At 50.4% G+C, this 15,233-nt stretch carries 22 protein-coding genes; 16 read left to right on the forward strand and 6 right to left on the reverse strand.

The window, feature by feature from the left end:
• Position 1: 1 nt before the first annotated feature.
• From secY to ABLV75_RS02385, 10 genes are all read left to right on the forward strand, one after another.
• Complete coding sequence (secY, locus tag ABLV75_RS02340; RefSeq protein ID WP_004106334.1) at positions 2-1,333, forward strand: preprotein translocase subunit SecY; 1,332 nt, start codon at positions 2-4, stop codon at positions 1,331-1,333.
• Positions 1,334-1,364: 31 nt separating this feature from the next.
• Positions 1,365-1,481 carry a 50S ribosomal protein L36 gene (rpmJ, locus tag ABLV75_RS02345; RefSeq protein WP_000868187.1) on the forward strand — a complete coding sequence of 39 codons (117 nt, stop codon included), beginning with the start codon at positions 1,365-1,367 and terminating at the stop codon, positions 1,479-1,481.
• Between the two features lie 146 nt (positions 1,482-1,627).
• A complete protein-coding gene (rpsM, locus tag ABLV75_RS02350; protein WP_004106333.1) occupies positions 1,628-1,984 on the forward strand; it encodes a 30S ribosomal protein S13 in 357 nt (118 codons plus the stop codon).
• 16 nt (positions 1,985-2,000) lie between these two features.
• The gene (gene rpsK, locus ABLV75_RS02355; protein ID WP_004138423.1) at positions 2,001-2,390 is read left to right on the forward strand and encodes a 30S ribosomal protein S11; all 390 of its coding nucleotides are present in this window, start codon (positions 2,001-2,003) and stop codon (positions 2,388-2,390) included.
• Between the two features lie 33 nt (positions 2,391-2,423).
• Entirely contained in the window at positions 2,424-3,044 is a 621-nt protein-coding gene (rpsD, locus tag ABLV75_RS02360; RefSeq protein ID WP_004106330.1) for a 30S ribosomal protein S4, read from the forward strand.
• 25 nt (positions 3,045-3,069) lie between these two features.
• Entirely contained in the window at positions 3,070-4,059 is a 990-nt protein-coding gene (rpoA, locus tag ABLV75_RS02365) for a DNA-directed RNA polymerase subunit alpha (protein ID WP_002919219.1), read from the forward strand.
• Positions 4,060-4,099: 40 nt separating this feature from the next.
• Entirely contained in the window at positions 4,100-4,486 is a 387-nt protein-coding gene (gene rplQ / locus ABLV75_RS02370) for a 50S ribosomal protein L17 (protein ID WP_004106324.1), read from the forward strand.
• Positions 4,487-4,593: 107 nt separating this feature from the next.
• Positions 4,594-4,962, forward strand: a complete 369-nt coding sequence (locus ABLV75_RS02375; RefSeq protein ID WP_004106314.1) for a DUF1992 domain-containing protein — start codon at positions 4,594-4,596, stop codon at positions 4,960-4,962.
• Positions 4,963-4,964: 2 nt separating this feature from the next.
• Positions 4,965-5,390, forward strand: coding sequence for a Zn(2+)-responsive transcriptional regulator (zntR, locus tag ABLV75_RS02380; RefSeq protein ID WP_004106312.1), 426 nt, complete (start codon positions 4,965-4,967; stop codon positions 5,388-5,390).
• Between the two features lie 59 nt (positions 5,391-5,449).
• Positions 5,450-5,710 (forward strand): alternative ribosome-rescue factor A, encoded by a 261-nt coding sequence (locus ABLV75_RS02385; protein WP_004106311.1) that lies wholly within the window; start codon positions 5,450-5,452, stop codon positions 5,708-5,710.
• On the opposite strand, the gene mscL is transcribed toward ABLV75_RS02385, so the two are convergent.
• The 5 genes from mscL to def all read right to left on the reverse strand — a co-directional run bounded on the left by mscL (position 5,664) and on the right by def (position 10,429).
• Positions 5,664-6,077 carry a large-conductance mechanosensitive channel protein MscL gene (mscL, locus tag ABLV75_RS02390; RefSeq protein ID WP_004106310.1) on the reverse strand — a complete coding sequence of 138 codons (414 nt, stop codon included), beginning with the start codon at positions 6,075-6,077 and terminating at the stop codon, positions 5,664-5,666. The genes ABLV75_RS02385 and mscL overlap by 47 nt on opposite strands.
• 140 nt (positions 6,078-6,217) lie before the next feature.
• On the reverse strand, positions 6,218-7,594 hold the full coding sequence (gene trkA / locus ABLV75_RS02395; RefSeq protein ID WP_004106309.1) for a Trk system potassium transporter TrkA: 1,377 nt from the start codon (positions 7,592-7,594) through the stop codon (positions 6,218-6,220).
• Between the two features lie 21 nt (positions 7,595-7,615).
• Positions 7,616-8,905 carry a 16S rRNA (cytosine(967)-C(5))-methyltransferase RsmB gene (gene rsmB, locus ABLV75_RS02400; RefSeq protein ID WP_004106308.1) on the reverse strand — a complete coding sequence of 430 codons (1,290 nt, stop codon included), beginning with the start codon at positions 8,903-8,905 and terminating at the stop codon, positions 7,616-7,618.
• A 52-nt stretch (positions 8,906-8,957) separates the two neighbouring features.
• The gene (gene fmt / locus ABLV75_RS02405) at positions 8,958-9,905 is read right to left on the reverse strand and encodes a methionyl-tRNA formyltransferase (protein WP_004106307.1); all 948 of its coding nucleotides are present in this window, start codon (positions 9,903-9,905) and stop codon (positions 8,958-8,960) included.
• 14 nt (positions 9,906-9,919) lie between these two features.
• Complete coding sequence (def, locus tag ABLV75_RS02410; RefSeq protein ID WP_004106306.1) at positions 9,920-10,429, reverse strand: peptide deformylase; 510 nt, start codon at positions 10,427-10,429, stop codon at positions 9,920-9,922.
• Between the two features lie 129 nt (positions 10,430-10,558).
• Here def and dprA point away from each other — a divergent pair, with 129 nt between their 5' ends.
• Genes dprA through ABLV75_RS02440 form a run of 6 tightly spaced genes read left to right on the forward strand, consistent with a single transcriptional unit; the run spans position 10,559 to position 14,351 of the window.
• Positions 10,559-11,683 (forward strand): DNA-protecting protein DprA, encoded by a 1,125-nt coding sequence (gene dprA / locus ABLV75_RS02415; protein WP_004106300.1) that lies wholly within the window; start codon positions 10,559-10,561, stop codon positions 11,681-11,683.
• Complete coding sequence (gene smg / locus ABLV75_RS02420) at positions 11,655-12,128, forward strand: DUF494 family protein Smg (RefSeq protein WP_004106298.1); 474 nt, start codon at positions 11,655-11,657, stop codon at positions 12,126-12,128. Before dprA ends, smg begins: the two co-directional genes overlap by 29 nt.
• A 27-nt stretch (positions 12,129-12,155) precedes the next feature.
• Positions 12,156-12,698 (forward strand): type I DNA topoisomerase, encoded by a 543-nt coding sequence (locus ABLV75_RS02425; protein ID WP_004106296.1) that lies wholly within the window; start codon positions 12,156-12,158, stop codon positions 12,696-12,698.
• A gap of 4 nt (positions 12,699-12,702) precedes the next feature.
• The gene (tsaC, locus tag ABLV75_RS02430; protein WP_004115936.1) at positions 12,703-13,275 is read left to right on the forward strand and encodes an L-threonylcarbamoyladenylate synthase type 1 TsaC; all 573 of its coding nucleotides are present in this window, start codon (positions 12,703-12,705) and stop codon (positions 13,273-13,275) included.
• 3 nt (positions 13,276-13,278) lie between these two features.
• Positions 13,279-14,097 carry a shikimate dehydrogenase gene (aroE, locus tag ABLV75_RS02435; protein WP_004106292.1) on the forward strand — a complete coding sequence of 273 codons (819 nt, stop codon included), beginning with the start codon at positions 13,279-13,281 and terminating at the stop codon, positions 14,095-14,097.
• Positions 14,094-14,351 (forward strand): DUF1488 domain-containing protein, encoded by a 258-nt coding sequence (locus ABLV75_RS02440; RefSeq protein WP_004106287.1) that lies wholly within the window; start codon positions 14,094-14,096, stop codon positions 14,349-14,351. The genes aroE and ABLV75_RS02440 overlap by 4 nt, the downstream gene beginning before the upstream one ends.
• Here the strand turns inward: ABLV75_RS02440 and ABLV75_RS02445 are convergent.
• Positions 14,327-14,881 (reverse strand): gamma carbonic anhydrase family protein, encoded by a 555-nt coding sequence (locus tag ABLV75_RS02445; protein WP_004106285.1) that lies wholly within the window; start codon positions 14,879-14,881, stop codon positions 14,327-14,329. The two genes, ABLV75_RS02440 and ABLV75_RS02445, sit on opposite strands and share 25 nt — an antisense overlap.
• Positions 14,882-15,233: the final 352 nt, after the last annotated feature.

The raw sequence follows: 15,233 nt of genomic DNA on the forward strand, positions 1-15,233 counted from the left end.
GATGGCTAAGCAACCGGGATTAGATTTTCAAAGTGCCAAAGGTGGGATTGGCGAACTGAAGCGCAGACTGTTGTTTGTAATCGGTGCGTTGATTGTGTTCCGTATTGGCTCTTTTATTCCGATCCCTGGTATTGATGCCGCTGTACTTGCCAAACTGCTTGAGCAACAGCGAGGCACCATCATTGAAATGTTCAACATGTTCTCTGGTGGTGCTCTCAGCCGTGCTTCAATCTTTGCTCTGGGTATCATGCCGTATATTTCGGCATCGATCATTGTCCAGCTGTTAACGGTTGTTTATCAGCCGTTAGCGGAGCTGAAGAAAGAAGGGGAGTCTGGTCGTCGTAAGATCAGCCAGTACACCCGCTACGGTACTCTGGTGCTGGCGATATTCCAGTCGATCGGTATTGCTACCGGTCTACCGAATATGCCTGGTATGCAGGGCCTGGTAATAAATCCAGGCTTTGCATTCTATTTCACCGCTGTTGTTAGTCTGGTCTCAGGAACGATGTTCCTGATGTGGCTCGGCGAACAGATCACTGAGCGTGGTATCGGTAACGGTATTTCGATCATTATCTTCGCTGGTATCGTTGCGGGACTCCCGCCGGCCATAGCCCATACTATCGAGCAAGCGCGTCAAGGCGACCTGCACTTCCTCCTGTTGCTGTTGGTTGCAGTATTAGTATTTGCAGTGACCTTCTTTGTTGTGTTTGTTGAGCGTGGCCAACGCCGCATTGTGGTAAACTACGCGAAACGTCAACAGGGTCGTCGTGTCTATGCTGCACAGAGCACACATTTACCGCTGAAAGTGAATATGGCAGGGGTCATCCCGGCAATCTTCGCTTCCAGTATTATTCTGTTCCCGGCAACCATTACATCTTGGTTCGGGGGCGGTACTGGTTGGAACTGGCTGACAACAATTTCGCTGTATTTGCAGCCTGGGCAACCGCTTTATGTGTTACTCTATGCGTCTGCAATCATCTTCTTCTGTTTCTTCTACACGGCGTTGGTTTTCAACCCGCGTGAAACAGCAGATAACCTGAAGAAGTCCGGTGCATTTGTACCAGGAATTCGTCCGGGAGAGCAAACGGCGAAGTATATCGATAAAGTAATGACTCGCCTGACTTTGGTCGGTGCGTTATACATCACTTTTATCTGCCTGATCCCGGAGTTCATGCGTGATGCAATGAAAGTACCGTTCTACTTCGGTGGGACCTCACTGCTTATCGTTGTTGTCGTGATTATGGACTTTATGGCTCAAGTGCAAACTCTGATGATGTCAAGTCAGTATGAGTCTGCATTGAAGAAGGCGAATCTGAAAGGCTACGGCCGCTAACAGGTCGCTCGAGAAGTTACGGAGAGTAAAAATGAAAGTTCGTGCTTCCGTCAAGAAATTATGCCGTAACTGCAAAATCGTTAAGCGTGATGGCGTCATCCGCGTGATTTGCAGTGCCGAGCCGAAGCATAAACAGCGCCAAGGCTGATTTATTCGCATATTTTTCTTGCAAAGTTGGGTTGAGCTGGCTAGATTAGCCAGCCAATCTTTTGTATGTCTGTACGTTTCCATTTGAGTATCCTGAAAACGGGCTTTTCAGCATGGTGCGTACATATTAAATAGTAGGAGTGCATAGTGGCCCGTATAGCAGGCATTAACATTCCTGATCACAAACATACCGTAATCGCATTAACTGCCATTTTCGGTATCGGCAAGACCCGCTCTAAAGCCATCTGTGCTGACACGGGTATCGCTGAAAATGTTAAGATCAGTGAGCTGTCTGAAGAACAAATTGAATCCCTGCGTGAAGCGGTAGGTAAATTTGTCGTTGAAGGTGATCTGCGCCGTGAAATCACCCTGAGCATCAAGCGTCTGATGGACCTTGGTTGCTATCGTGGTTTACGCCATCGTCGTGGTCTTCCGGTTCGCGGTCAGCGTACTAAGACCAACGCACGTACCCGTAAGGGTCCGCGTAAACCGATCAAGAAATAATCGGGGTGATTGAATAATGGCAAAGGCACCAGTTCGTGCACGTAAGCGTGTAAGAAAACAAGTCTCTGATGGCGTGGCTCATGTCCATGCTTCTTTTAACAACACCATCGTTACCATTACCGATCGTCAAGGTAACGCGCTGGGTTGGGCAACAGCCGGTGGTTCCGGTTTCCGTGGTTCTCGCAAATCCACTCCGTTCGCAGCTCAGGTTGCAGCAGAGCGTTGCGCTGAAGCCGTAAAAGAATACGGCATCAAGAATCTGGAAGTTATGGTCAAAGGTCCGGGTCCAGGTCGCGAATCTACTATTCGTGCACTGAACGCCGCTGGTTTCCGCATCACTAATATTACTGATGTGACTCCGATCCCTCATAACGGTTGTCGTCCGCCGAAAAAACGTCGCGTATAACGCGTTCGTTTCTAGGATTGTTGGAGAAAGAAAATGGCAAGATATTTGGGTCCTAAGCTCAAGCTGAGCCGTCGTGAGGGCACAGACCTGTTCCTTAAGTCTGGCGTTCGCGCGATCGATACCAAGTGTAAAATTGAACAAGCTCCTGGCCAGCACGGTGCGCGTAAACCGCGTCTGTCTGACTATGGTGTGCAGTTGCGTGAAAAGCAAAAAGTTCGCCGTATGTACGGTGTGCTGGAGCGTCAGTTCCGTAACTATTATAAAGAAGCAGCGCGTCTGAAAGGCAACACCGGTGAAAACCTGTTGACTCTGCTGGAAGGTCGTCTGGACAACGTTGTATACCGTATGGGCTTCGGCGCGACTCGTGCTGAATCACGTCAGCTGGTTAGCCACAAAGCTATCATGGTAAACGGTCGTGTTGTTAACATCGCTTCTTATCAGGTTAAAGCGAATGACGTTGTCAGCATTCGTGAGAAAGCGAAAAAGCAATCTCGCGTGAAAGCCGCTCTGGAGCTGGCTGAGCAGCGTGAAAAGCCAACCTGGCTGGAAGTTGATGCTGGCAAGATGGAAGGTACGTTCAAGCGTCTGCCGGAACGTTCTGATCTGTCTGCGGACATTAACGAACACCTGATCGTCGAGCTTTACTCCAAGTAAAGCTTAGTACCAAAGAGAGGACACAATGCAGGGTTCTGTGACAGAGTTTCTAAAACCGCGCCTGGTCGATATCGAGCAAGTGAGTTCGACGCACGCCAAGGTGACCCTTGAACCTTTAGAGCGTGGCTTTGGCCATACTCTAGGTAACGCACTGCGCCGTATTCTGCTCTCATCGATGCCGGGTTGCGCGGTGACCGAGGTTGAGATTGATGGTGTACTTCATGAGTACAGCACCAAAGAAGGCGTTCAGGAAGATATCCTTGAAATCCTGCTCAACCTGAAAGGGCTGGCGGTGAGAGTTCAGGGTAAAGATGAAGTCATCCTTACTTTGAACAAATCTGGCATTGGCCCTGTGACCGCAGCCGACATTACCCATGACGGTGATGTCGAAATCGTCAAGCCGCAACATGTGATCTGCCACCTGACCGATGAGAACGCAGCTATTAGCATGCGTATCAAAGTTCAGCGCGGTCGCGGTTATGTGCCGGCTTCTGCCCGAATTCATTCGGAAGAAGATGAGCGCCCAATCGGCCGTCTGCTGGTCGACGCATGCTACAGCCCGGTAGAGCGTATTGCCTACAATGTTGAAGCAGCGCGTGTAGAACAGCGTACCGACCTGGACAAGCTGGTCATCGAAATGGAAACCAACGGCACAATCGATCCTGAAGAGGCGATTCGTCGTGCGGCAACCATCCTGGCAGAACAACTGGAAGCTTTCGTTGACTTACGTGATGTACGTCAGCCGGAAGTGAAAGAAGAGAAACCAGAATTCGATCCGATCCTGCTGCGCCCTGTTGACGATCTCGAATTGACTGTCCGCTCTGCTAACTGCCTCAAGGCAGAAGCTATCCACTATATCGGTGATCTGGTACAGCGTACCGAGGTTGAGTTGCTGAAAACGCCGAACCTGGGTAAAAAATCTCTTACCGAGATTAAAGACGTGCTGGCTTCACGTGGTTTGTCTCTGGGCATGCGCCTGGAAAACTGGCCACCGGCAAGCATTGCTGACGAGTAACCGGATCACAGGTTAAGGTTTTACTGAGAAGGATAAGGTCATGCGCCATCGTAAGAGTGGTCGTCAACTGAACCGCAACAGCAGCCATCGCCAGGCTATGTTCCGTAACATGGCTGGTTCGCTGGTTCGTCATGAAATCATCAAGACGACCCTGCCGAAAGCGAAAGAACTGCGTCGCGTAGTTGAGCCGCTGATTACTCTTGCCAAGACTGATAGCGTTGCTAATCGTCGTCTGGCATTCGCCCGCACTCGTGATAACGAGATCGTGGCAAAACTGTTTAACGAGCTGGGCCCGCGTTTCGCGAGCCGCGCCGGTGGTTACACTCGTATTATGAAGTGTGGCTTCCGTGCAGGCGACAACGCGCCGATGGCATACATCGAGCTGGTTGATCGCTCTGAATCGAAAGCAGAAGCTGCTGCAGAGTAATCTGTAGTAACGTAAAAAAACCCGCTCCGGCGGGTTTTTTTATATCCTCCCTATTCCTGCTTGTTTACAATATCTGCATTCTTTTTGTTCATCGCCGGAGCCGTATTATGTGGTTACTGGATCAGTGGGCAGAACGCCATATTCTTGATGCCCAGCGCAAAGGTGAATTGGATAATCTTCCGGGCAGTGGCGAACCACTGATTCTGGATGATGATTCACATGTGCCGCCCGAGCTACGCGCAGGTTATCGATTACTCAAGAATGCGGGTTGTTTACCTCCCGAACTTGAACATCGTAAAGAAGCCGTGATGCTAAATGACTTACTTAAAGGCGTTCAGGAGTGCGATCCCCGCTATGCTGAGCTGAGCCGTCGCCTTGCGCTGCTCGAGCTAAAGCTGCGGCAAGCGGGCTTAAATACTGACTTCCTGCGTGGGGATTACGCTGATAAGTTGCTGCATAAGATTAATGAGGAGTAATCATGTACCGCATAGGTGAACTGGCTAAATTGGCTGACGTTACTCCTGATACCATCCGCTATTATGAAAAACAGCAGATGATGGATCATAACGTGCGTACGGAAGGTGGATTTCGTCTCTATTCGGATAACGACCTGCAGAGACTGCGTTTTATCCGCTATGCCAGGCAGCTGGGGTTTACGCTGGAATCGATCCGCGAACTTCTCTCGATCCGCATCGATCCGGAACATCATACCTGTCAGGAATCTAAAGGCATTGTGCAGGCTCGTTTGAGTGAAGTGGAATCCCGTATTAAGGAGCTCCAGGCTATGCGTCGTTCCTTACAGCGGCTCAATGATGCTTGCTGCGGCACAGCGCACAGCAGTGTCTATTGTTCCATTCTTGAAGCGCTCGAGCAGGGCGCCAGTAACAGAAATACCGGGCGTTGATTTTTTCAGCATTCGCGTCTACACTCACGCCGATTTCATTTCACCAATCTGGAGATTTTATGAGCCGCTATCAGCACACTAAAGGGCAGATAAAAGATAATGCCATCGAGGCCTTGCTTCATGACCCGTTATTCAGGCAACGAGTTGAAAAGAATAAGAAGGGGAAAGGCAGTTATCAAAGAAAAGCAAAACATGCGGGGCGGGATGGTCGGGAGGCCAGTGGCAAGAAAGTGATTAACTTTTTTACCACTGGCCTTCTGGTTTTAAAGCCTTTTAAGAGCGATTGTTCTGTTCTTTTAACAGGTCACGAATTTCGCTAAGCAGGACTTCTTCTTTAGTCGGAGCAGGTGGTGCTGCCGGCGCCTCTTCTTTTTTCCTGTTCAATTTGTTCATCAGTTTGATTGCCATAAAAATAGCAAAAGCCACGATGATAAAGTCGAATACATTCTGGATGAATACGCCATAGTGCATTACGACAGCGGGAATGTCGCCCTGGGCATCTCGCAGCGTTACAGCAAACTGTTTAAAGTCAATTCCGCCGATGAGCAAGCCTAGCGGCGGCATAATAATATCGGCAACCAACGACGATACGATTTTACCAAATGCTGCACCAATGATGACACCGACTGCCAGATCAACCACGTTCCCGCGCATCGCAAATTCGCGAAATTCTTTTAAAAAACTCATTTTATTCTCCTTGAGCCAGCAAACACTGATAAGTTTAACAAATGTATTCCTATTTTCCATTATTAGGAAATAATTGCAGGAAAATATTATCCTTTGATATATAAGGGATAAAAGAAAGGCGTCTTGTCGACGCCTGATAACTACAGAAAGAAAGGACTTGGCTGGAATAGCCTCTCCACATCAGAGATGAATTTTTTGTCAGTCAGGAACATAACTACATGATCCCCTTGCTCAATGCGCAGATTGTTATTCGCTATCATGACATCATTACCGCGTACAACTGCGCCAATAATTGTTCCTGGCGGAAGTTTAATCTCATCAATCGAACGTCCAACAACCCGTGAAGTGCTTTCGTCTCCGTGCGCCACTGCTTCAATGGCCTCAGCGACGCCGCGGCGCAGCGAGGAAACACCAACAATATCCGCTTTGCGGACATGGCTGAGCAGCGCGGATATGGTTGCCTGCTGCGGTGATATTGCAATGTCGATCACGCTCCCCTGGACAAGATCGACGTAAGCCCGTCGCTGGATCAGTACCATGACTTTTTTGGCGCCCATTCGCTTCGCGAGCATGGCAGACATGATATTGGCTTCATCATCGTTGGTGACAGCGATAAAAAGATCAACTTGATCGATATGTTCTTCAGCCAGTAATTCTTGATCTGAAGCATCGCCGTAGAAGACGATGGTATTCTGCAGCTTTTCTGCAAGCTCTGCGGCTCGCTGTTGATTACGTTCAATGAGTTTGACGCTGTAATCTTTCTCCAGCTTATGGGCGAGCCCGGCGCCAATGTTTCCGCCGCCGACCAGCATGATGCGTTTATAAGGCTTTTCCAGACGCTGAAGCTCGCTCATGACTGCTCGAATGTGCTGCGAAGCGGCGATAAAGAACACCTCATCCCCGGCCTCTACAATTGTTGAGCCCTGGGGTCTGATAGGACGATCGTGGCGGAAAATGGCCGCTACGCGTGTATCAATATGCGGCATATGTTCGCGCATAGTCGAAAGTGCATTTCCCACCAAAGGACCGCCATAATAGGCTTTAACGACCGCCAGGCTGACCTTTCCTTCAGCAAAATTGACAACCTGCAAAGCGCCTGGATACTCGATCAGCCGGTAAATACTATCAATTACCAGCTGCTCAGGTGCGATAAGGTGATCTATAGGAACCGCTTCTGAATGGAAAAGTTTATCGGCATCGCGAACATAATCCGGCGAACGGATGCGAGCAATACGATTTGGTGTATTAAACAGCGAATAGGCAACCTGGCAGGCCACCATATTGGTTTCATCGGAGCTGGTCACCGCAACCAGCATGTCGGCATCATCCGCACCGGCCTCACGTAACACGCGCGGATGCGAGCCATGTCCCTGAACCACCCGGAGATCAAATTTATCCTGAAGACTACGAAGGCGGTCGCCATTCGTGTCGACCAGAGTAATGTCGTTGTTCTCCCCGACGAGATTTTCCGCCAGAGTTCCGCCGACCTGTCCTGCGCCCAATATGATAATTTTCATCAGTCGCGACTCGTTATCTCATCACTTTTTGATTAGCTTAGCGTAAAAGAAGCCGTCACCTTCTTCAGCGCCAGGCAAATTTTGTTGACCTGGCACCTCTGGCGTTCCGGTTTCGCTGAGTACCGCATCCGCTGTTCGTTGCAGAAAAGCTTTAATTTGCAGGCTATTCTCCTCTGGTAATACGGAGCACGTCGCGTAAACCAGAGTTCCGCCGGATTTCAGGTGCGGCCATACGGCATCCAGAATTTCCGACTGAAGCTGGGCCAGTTCTGCGATATCGCGATCCCGGCGCAGCCATTTGATATCCGGGTGACGGCGAATAACACCGCTAGCGGAACAAGGCGCATCCAGTAGGATACGATCGAACTGTTGTTCGCCGCACCACTGTGATGGATGGCGTCCATCACCCTGTTTGACGGTTGCCTTCATTCCCAGTCGCTTCAGGTTGTCATAGACGCGGGAGAGCCGCTGCTCGTCAATATCGATGGCGAGAACCTGTGCTTCGGGAGCCGCTTCGAGAATATGCGTGGTTTTACCGCCCGGAGCGGCGCAGAGATCCAGAATGTGCTCGCCGTTTTTGGGGGCGAGGAATGTGACGCAACCCTGAGCGGAGGCATCCTGAATGGTAACCCAGCCTTCTTCAAACCCTGGCAGTGCATGGACTGGTACCGGTGTCTCCATGCGTACAGCGTCAGGATAAGCGGAATGCGTAAACCCTGACATACCCGCCTCTTCCAGCAATGCCAGCCAGCTGTCGCGCGTGTGATGGAGACGGTTCACGCGCAACCACATTGGCGGACGCTGGTTGTTCGCATCCACGATGGCTTCCCACCGCGCTGGATACGCTTTCTGCAGGCGTTTTAATAACCAGCCTGGGTGTAAGAAGCGAATGTCGCTACGAGAAAATTCAGACAACAGCTCTTCCTGCTGGCGCTGAAACTGGCGCAATACGCCATTAATCAACCCTTTAAGCTGTGGACGTTTAATAGCGACTGCGCCTTCAACCGTTTCCGCCAGTGCGGCATGCGGCGGGATACGCGTATAGAGCAGTTGATATAAGCCCACCATAATCAGGTAGTGAACGATACGCTGCTTACCCGTCATCGGACGAGACATTAGCTTATTAATCAGCCAGTCTAATTGCGAAAGCGTACGCAGCACGCCAAAGCATAGTTCCTGAAGCAGCGCTTTATCTTTATCGGATACTTTTTGCTGCAGTGAGGGCAGAACGTTGCTTAATGATTGCCCTTGTTCGAGAACCTGTTCAACGGCCTGCGCTGCCAGGCTACGTAAATTGAGTTGTTTTTTCATAAACACAAAAATAAAAATGCCCGGCAACACCGGGCGTATTAAGAAGGGGCCGTCAGACCAGACGGTTGCCAGGAGCGAACCATTCCCGGCGCGAGTTTAAAAGATCCTGGGCGCTCATTGCTTTTTTACCGGCCGGCTGCAGCGAGAGTAGATTCAGAATACCGTCGTTGGTTGCTACCTGAATCCCCTGTTTTGTCGCTTCAATGATGGTCCCCGGTACGGCAGCTGTGGCCGTATTGATAACCGATGCCTGCCAGACTTTTATCGGCTGGCCATCAATTTCTATCCAGCTCATAGGCCACGGATTAAAGGCGCGAATGCAGCGTTCTAACTGAGCAGCGGAAAGAGACCAGTCGATACGCGCCTCTTCTTTGCTGAGTTTTTGTGCATGGGTAACCAGCGCTTCATCCTGAACGACCGGTTTTGCGGTACCCGCGGCAAGCTGCTTAAGGGTTTCAATAAGCCCTTGCGGCCCCAGGTTAGCCAGTTTGTCATATAACGTTCCGCTGGTATCTTCTGCGGTGATGGGACACGCAAGCTTATACAGCATGTCGCCCGTATCAAGCCCGACATCCATCTGCATGATTGTTACACCGGTCTCGGTATCACCAGCCCACAGCGAACGTTGAATTGGCGCCGCTCCGCGCCAGCGTGGAAGCAGCGAACCATGAACATTAATGCAGCCAAGGCGCGGCATATCCAGCACCGCTTTCGGCAAAAGCAGACCATAGGCTACGACCACCATGACGTCTGCATGCAGGTCAGAAACTAATTGCTGATTATCCTGCGGGCGTAACGAAGCTGGCTGGAATACCGGTATGCCTTTCTCCTGCGCCAGTACTTTAACCGGGCTGGGCATGAGTTTTTTACCCCGGCCTGCTGGACGGTCTGGTTGTGTAAACACGCCAACGACGTTATGTCCAGAGGAGAGCAGCGCGTCAAGATGACGCGCTGCAAAATCAGGAGTACCCGCAAAAATAATACGTAGTGAATCTGACACGTTAATTCTCGTCCTTAAGCTCGGGCATTCAAGCGGTCAAGTTTCTCAACTTTTTGACGAATGCGTTGTTGCTTGAGCGGAGACAGATAATCGATGAACAGCTTACCAACGAGATGATCCATCTCATGCTGAATACAGATTGCCAGCAGACCGTCAGCTTCCAGTTCAAACGATTTTCCTTCGCGATCGAGCGCGCGGATTTTCACTTTTTCTGCACGCGGCACTAAAGCGCGTTGTTCAGGAATAGAGAGACAGCCCTCTTCAATGCCGGTCTCTCCGCTCTTTTCCAGCAGCTCCGGGTTGATTAATACCAGCTGCTCATCACGATTTTCCGATACATCAATAACGATGATCCGCTGATGGATATCCACCTGCGTTGCGGCAAGACCAATACCTTCTTCAGCGTACATCGTCTCGAACATATCATCGACGATACGCTGAATTTCCGCATTTACTTCTTCAACCGGCTTTGCGACTTTGCGAAGGCGCTCGTCCGGAATATGTAACACTTGCAAAACTGACATAGTTATCCAGAGTTGTGTTCAGGAGTTGGAAAGATTATTACCTCTATTCTAGACAAAACCCCCTGCAATTGACAGTCTCGCTGTCCAATCGCAATGATTGTTAAAGTCGCTTGTGGCAGGGGGATGGGGATGACGCCGAAGGAAATTTGGATACGTTTGATGAGAGTGAGCAGCCTGTATGGCGACAGTGCTGTCAACGTCGCTCGTCAGCTATGTTCATCTCCGACCTTAGATCATGAGAATTTGCGAGCCTGTGGTTTGAATCTGGCGCAATCGAAGCACTTTCTTAGCGTTAACCAATGCGAGATTGATTCCACTCTGCAGTGGCTCGAGCAGCCGAGTTGCTATCTACTCACCGCCGAAGATCCGCTTTACCCACCTCAATTGCGGGCTATTGTGGATTTTCCCGGTGCCCTTTTTGTCTATGGAAATACTTCGCTACTTAGTAGCCGGCAGCTGTCAGTTATCGGAAGTCGAGCGCATTCGTGGTATGGCGCCCGCTGGGGGAAATTATTTAGCGTAGCTTTAGCGGGTTATGGCATTACGATCACTAGCGGTCTGGCTCTTGGCATCGATGGGATCGCCCATCGTGGTGCGCTGGAAGGTAAGGGTAAAACGGTTGCCGTTTTAGGGAACGGGTTACGCGAAATCTATCCTCGTCGCCATCAGGCGCTGGCGGAGCAGATAATTCGCAACGGTGGAGCCGTAATTTCTGAATTTCCACTTTTTACTCCGCCTTTGCCGGGGAATTTTCCCCGGCGTAATCGGATTATCAGCGGCCTGAGCGCCGGTGTGTTAGTTGTTGAAGCCGCACTGAAAAGCGGTTCGCTAGTGACAGTTCGTTATGCTCTGGAGCAGGGAAGGGATGTATTTGCCTTGCCAGGGCCAATTGGCAGTCCTGGTTCGGAAGGACCCCATTGGCTCATTAAGCAGGGAGCGATTCCCGTAACGGCGCCTGAAGACATCATTGAATACTGGCGGGATGATCTACAGTACATTGTTCCCAAGCCGGATGGCGCAAATAATTGCGCGAATCTGCCTTCTGTAGCATTGCCATTTCCAGAGCTCCTGGCTAACGTAGGAGATGAGGTAACACCTGTTGACGTTGTCGCTGAACGTGCCGGCCAATCTGTGCCAGTAACCGTAGCCCAGCTACTTGAACTGGAGTTAGCAGGCTGGATCGCAGCTGTACCCGGCGGCTATGTCCGATTAAGGAGGGCAAGCCATGTTCGACGTACTCATGTATCTGTTTGAAACTTACATCCATAATGAAGCAGAAATGCGCGTGGATCAGGACAAGCTGACTCGGGATCTTACCGATGCCGGTTTTGAACGAGAAGATATCTATAACGCCCTGATGTGGCTTGAGAAACTGGCTGATTATCAGGAGGGGTTGGTTGCGCCTATGCAGCTTGCTTCCGACCCTCTCTCGCTACGAGTATATACGGACGAGGAGTGTCAGCGTCTTGATGCGAGTTGCCGGGGGTTCTTACTGTTCCTTGAGCAAATTCAGGTGTTGAACCTCGAAACACGGGAAATGGTAATAGAGCGTGCGCTGGCGCTGGATACGGCGGAGTTCGATCTGGAGGATCTCAAATGGGTGATTCTGATGGTGCTGTTCAATATTCCCGGTTGCGAAAATGCCTACCAGCAAATGGAAGAATTACTCTTTGAAGTAAATGAAGGTATGCTGCATTAACTTTTTTGCTGCGACATTAGAATTGTTATGACCAAAACAGCGCTGTTTTCGGTGCGTAAAAACGAACCCTGCCCGCAGTGTGGGGCTGAACTGGTGATACGCTCCGGGAAGCACGGGCCTTTTCTCGGCTGTTCGCATTATCCTGACTGTGACTATGTCCGTCCCCTTAAAAGCCAGGCGGACGGACATATCGTCAAAGTTCTGGAGGGGCAAACGTGTCCGTCTTGCGGTTCCGTGCTGGTGCTACGGCAGGGACGTTTTGGTATGTTTATCGGGTGTAGTAGCTACCCTGATTGTGAACATACTGAATTGATTGATAAGCCAGATGAAACCGCAATACCCTGCCCGCAATGCGGACAAGGGCATCTGGTGCAGCGCCGTTCACGCTTTGGTAAAAACTTCCATTCCTGCGATCGTTACCCCGATTGCCAGTTCGTCATTAATTTCAAACCAGTAGCGGGCGAGTGCCCCGAGTGTCATTACCCGTTGCTAATCGAAAAGAAAACGGCTCAGGGCGTTAAGCGCTTTTGTGCCAGCAAACAATGTGGAAAGCCGATATCGGCGGAATAAATCTGTGAATAATAACCTGCCCTCAGAAGCCATCGTTCGCGCTGTAGAGCTTCTGAATAATCAACATGTCATCGCCTATCCTACGGAAGCCGTTTTTGGCGTCGGTTGCGATCCCGATAGCGAAAAGGCCGTCATGACTCTGCTTGCTCTTAAACAGCGTCCGGTCGAAAAAGGATTGATCCTGATCGCCGCTAGCTTTGAACAACTCAAGCCATACATTGACTATACGCGGCTTAGCGATGAGCAGCTCGCGGCTATTTTTTCCTGTTGGCCTGGTCCGGTGACGTTTGTCTTCCCCGCCTGTGCTTCAACGCCGCGTTGGTTGACTGGGCGCTTCAATTCATTGGCTGTCAGAGTTACCGATCATCCGCTGGTGGTTGAACTGTGCAAGGCTTACGGTAAGCCGCTGGTTTCAACCAGCGCAAATTTATCGGGCCAGCCACCTTGCCGCACGACCGAGGAAGTTTATACACAGTTTGGCGCTGACTTTCCCGTCATTGATGGGGCAACGGGAGGACGACAAAATCCATCTGAAATTCGTGATGCCTTGACGGGCGAACTCTTCCGCCAGGGATAATTCATGGAAACTTATGCCGTCTTCGGACACCCCATCGCCCATAGTAAATCGCCGTCTATCCATCGCCTTTTTGCACAGCAGCTGCAAATTGCGCATCCCTATGGACGTATTCTGGCTCCGCTCGATGATTTTGTTACCACGCTTGACGCCTTCTTTAATGAGGGTGGCAAGGGCGCTAACATCACCGTACCTTTTAAAGAAGAGGCCTTTGCGCGAGCTGACGAGTTAACCGAACGTGCAGCGCTGGCCGGCGCAGTTAATACGCTTAAACGGCTGGAAGACGGCCGGCTGCTTGGCGACAATACGGATGGCATCGGGCTCTTAAGCGATCTGGAACGGCTTGAGTTTATCAAACCTGGCTTCCGGGTATTGCTTATTGGCGCGGGTGGCGCTTCACGTGGGGTATTGCTGCCCCTTTTATCTCTGGATTGCGCCGTTACTATTGTCAATCGTACCTTTTCTCGCGCTCATGAACTGGCTACGCTGTTTGCTCATACTGGCAGCGTCCGTGCTTTGGATATAGAAGCATCAGGCAATGAGGAATTTGATCTCATCATTAATGCGACATCCAGCGGCATTGACGGGGACGTTCCTGCAATTCCTGTGAGTTTAATTAACCCTCATGTCTGCTGCTATGACATGTTTTACCAGAAAGGTAGTACGCCTTTTTTATCCTTATGCCAGCAACACGGTGCGACAAAATGCGCTGATGGGTTAGGAATGCTGGTGGCGCAGGCTGCTCATGCGGTGCTGTTGTGGCACGGCATTCTGCCAGATATAACTCCAGTCATTGCCGCTTTACAGAAGGAGCTGAATGCATGAACCAGTCTATTCAGTTTCCTGACAGGGAAGTGTGGGATGAGGCGCACCAATGTATCGCTTTTCCGGTATTAGTAAACGGTATGCAGCTAACCTGCGCCTTAACGTCATCGGTGCTCAAGACGCGTTTTGGTGGGGAAGAACCTACGCAATGGCTGGCCGCATTTCGTGAACATCGCTGGGATCTGGAAGATGAAGCTCAGGTTCTGATTCTCGACCAGCAGGAAGATGCTCAAGGTTGGATCTGGTTTTCCTGAGTCAGGTAGTCACCCTTCCACTTTACATAGTTATTCGCTGAATATATGAGTCCGGCGATTTCCGCCTCCGTCAGGGGGCGTATCTGCTTTACAGGGTTGCCAAAGTAAAGGTAGCCACTCTCAAGGCGTTTATTCTGTGGTACCAGGCTGCCTGCGCCAATCATTATATCGTCTTCTACAATCACGCCATCCAACAGAATCGAACCCATGCCGACCAGCACACGGTTACCGATGGTGCAGCCGTGTAGCATGACCTTGTGGCCGACAGTGACATCATCGCCAATGATAAGTGGATTGCCTCGCGGGTTTGATGAAGACTTATGAGTAACATGTAAGACACTACCGTCCTGGATGTTAGTTCGAGCGCCTATTTCTACATAATTCACATCACCGCGAATCGCGACCAGCGGCCAGATACTGACATCATCAGCTATTCTGACGTCCCCGATCACTACGCTACTGGCGTCGATCATTACCCGTTGACCCGTTTTCGGGAATAACTCTTTATAGCGACGCAAACTGTTGGTCATAGTTACCTCAATAAAATAAGGGAGTGCAAAGACTTTGGGTGCTTTTGGGGCCTCCTGCAACCCTTTATTGTGGTAAAAATTGAACGAATTGCGCAAGAATGCTGCGAAGAGGCGGAAAAAGCATCACATGAAAAAAAAGATCGAAAAAAGGCTTGTGCAAAAAAATGGGATCCCTATAATGCGCTCCCACTGACACGGAACAACGGCTTACAGCCCGCCGGGTCAGCGGGATTCAGCGATGAATGCCGGCAGAGAAAAGCGAAATTAAACGCTTGACTCTGAAAGAGGAAAGCGTATTATACGCCACCTCGCAACGGTGAGCGAAAGCCGCGTTGCACTGCTCTTTAACAAT

Origin of the sequence: Klebsiella sp. CN_Kp066, from assembly GCF_040065135.1 — a bacterium.
Classification (GTDB): Bacteria; Pseudomonadota; Gammaproteobacteria; order Enterobacterales; family Enterobacteriaceae; genus Klebsiella; species Klebsiella oxytoca.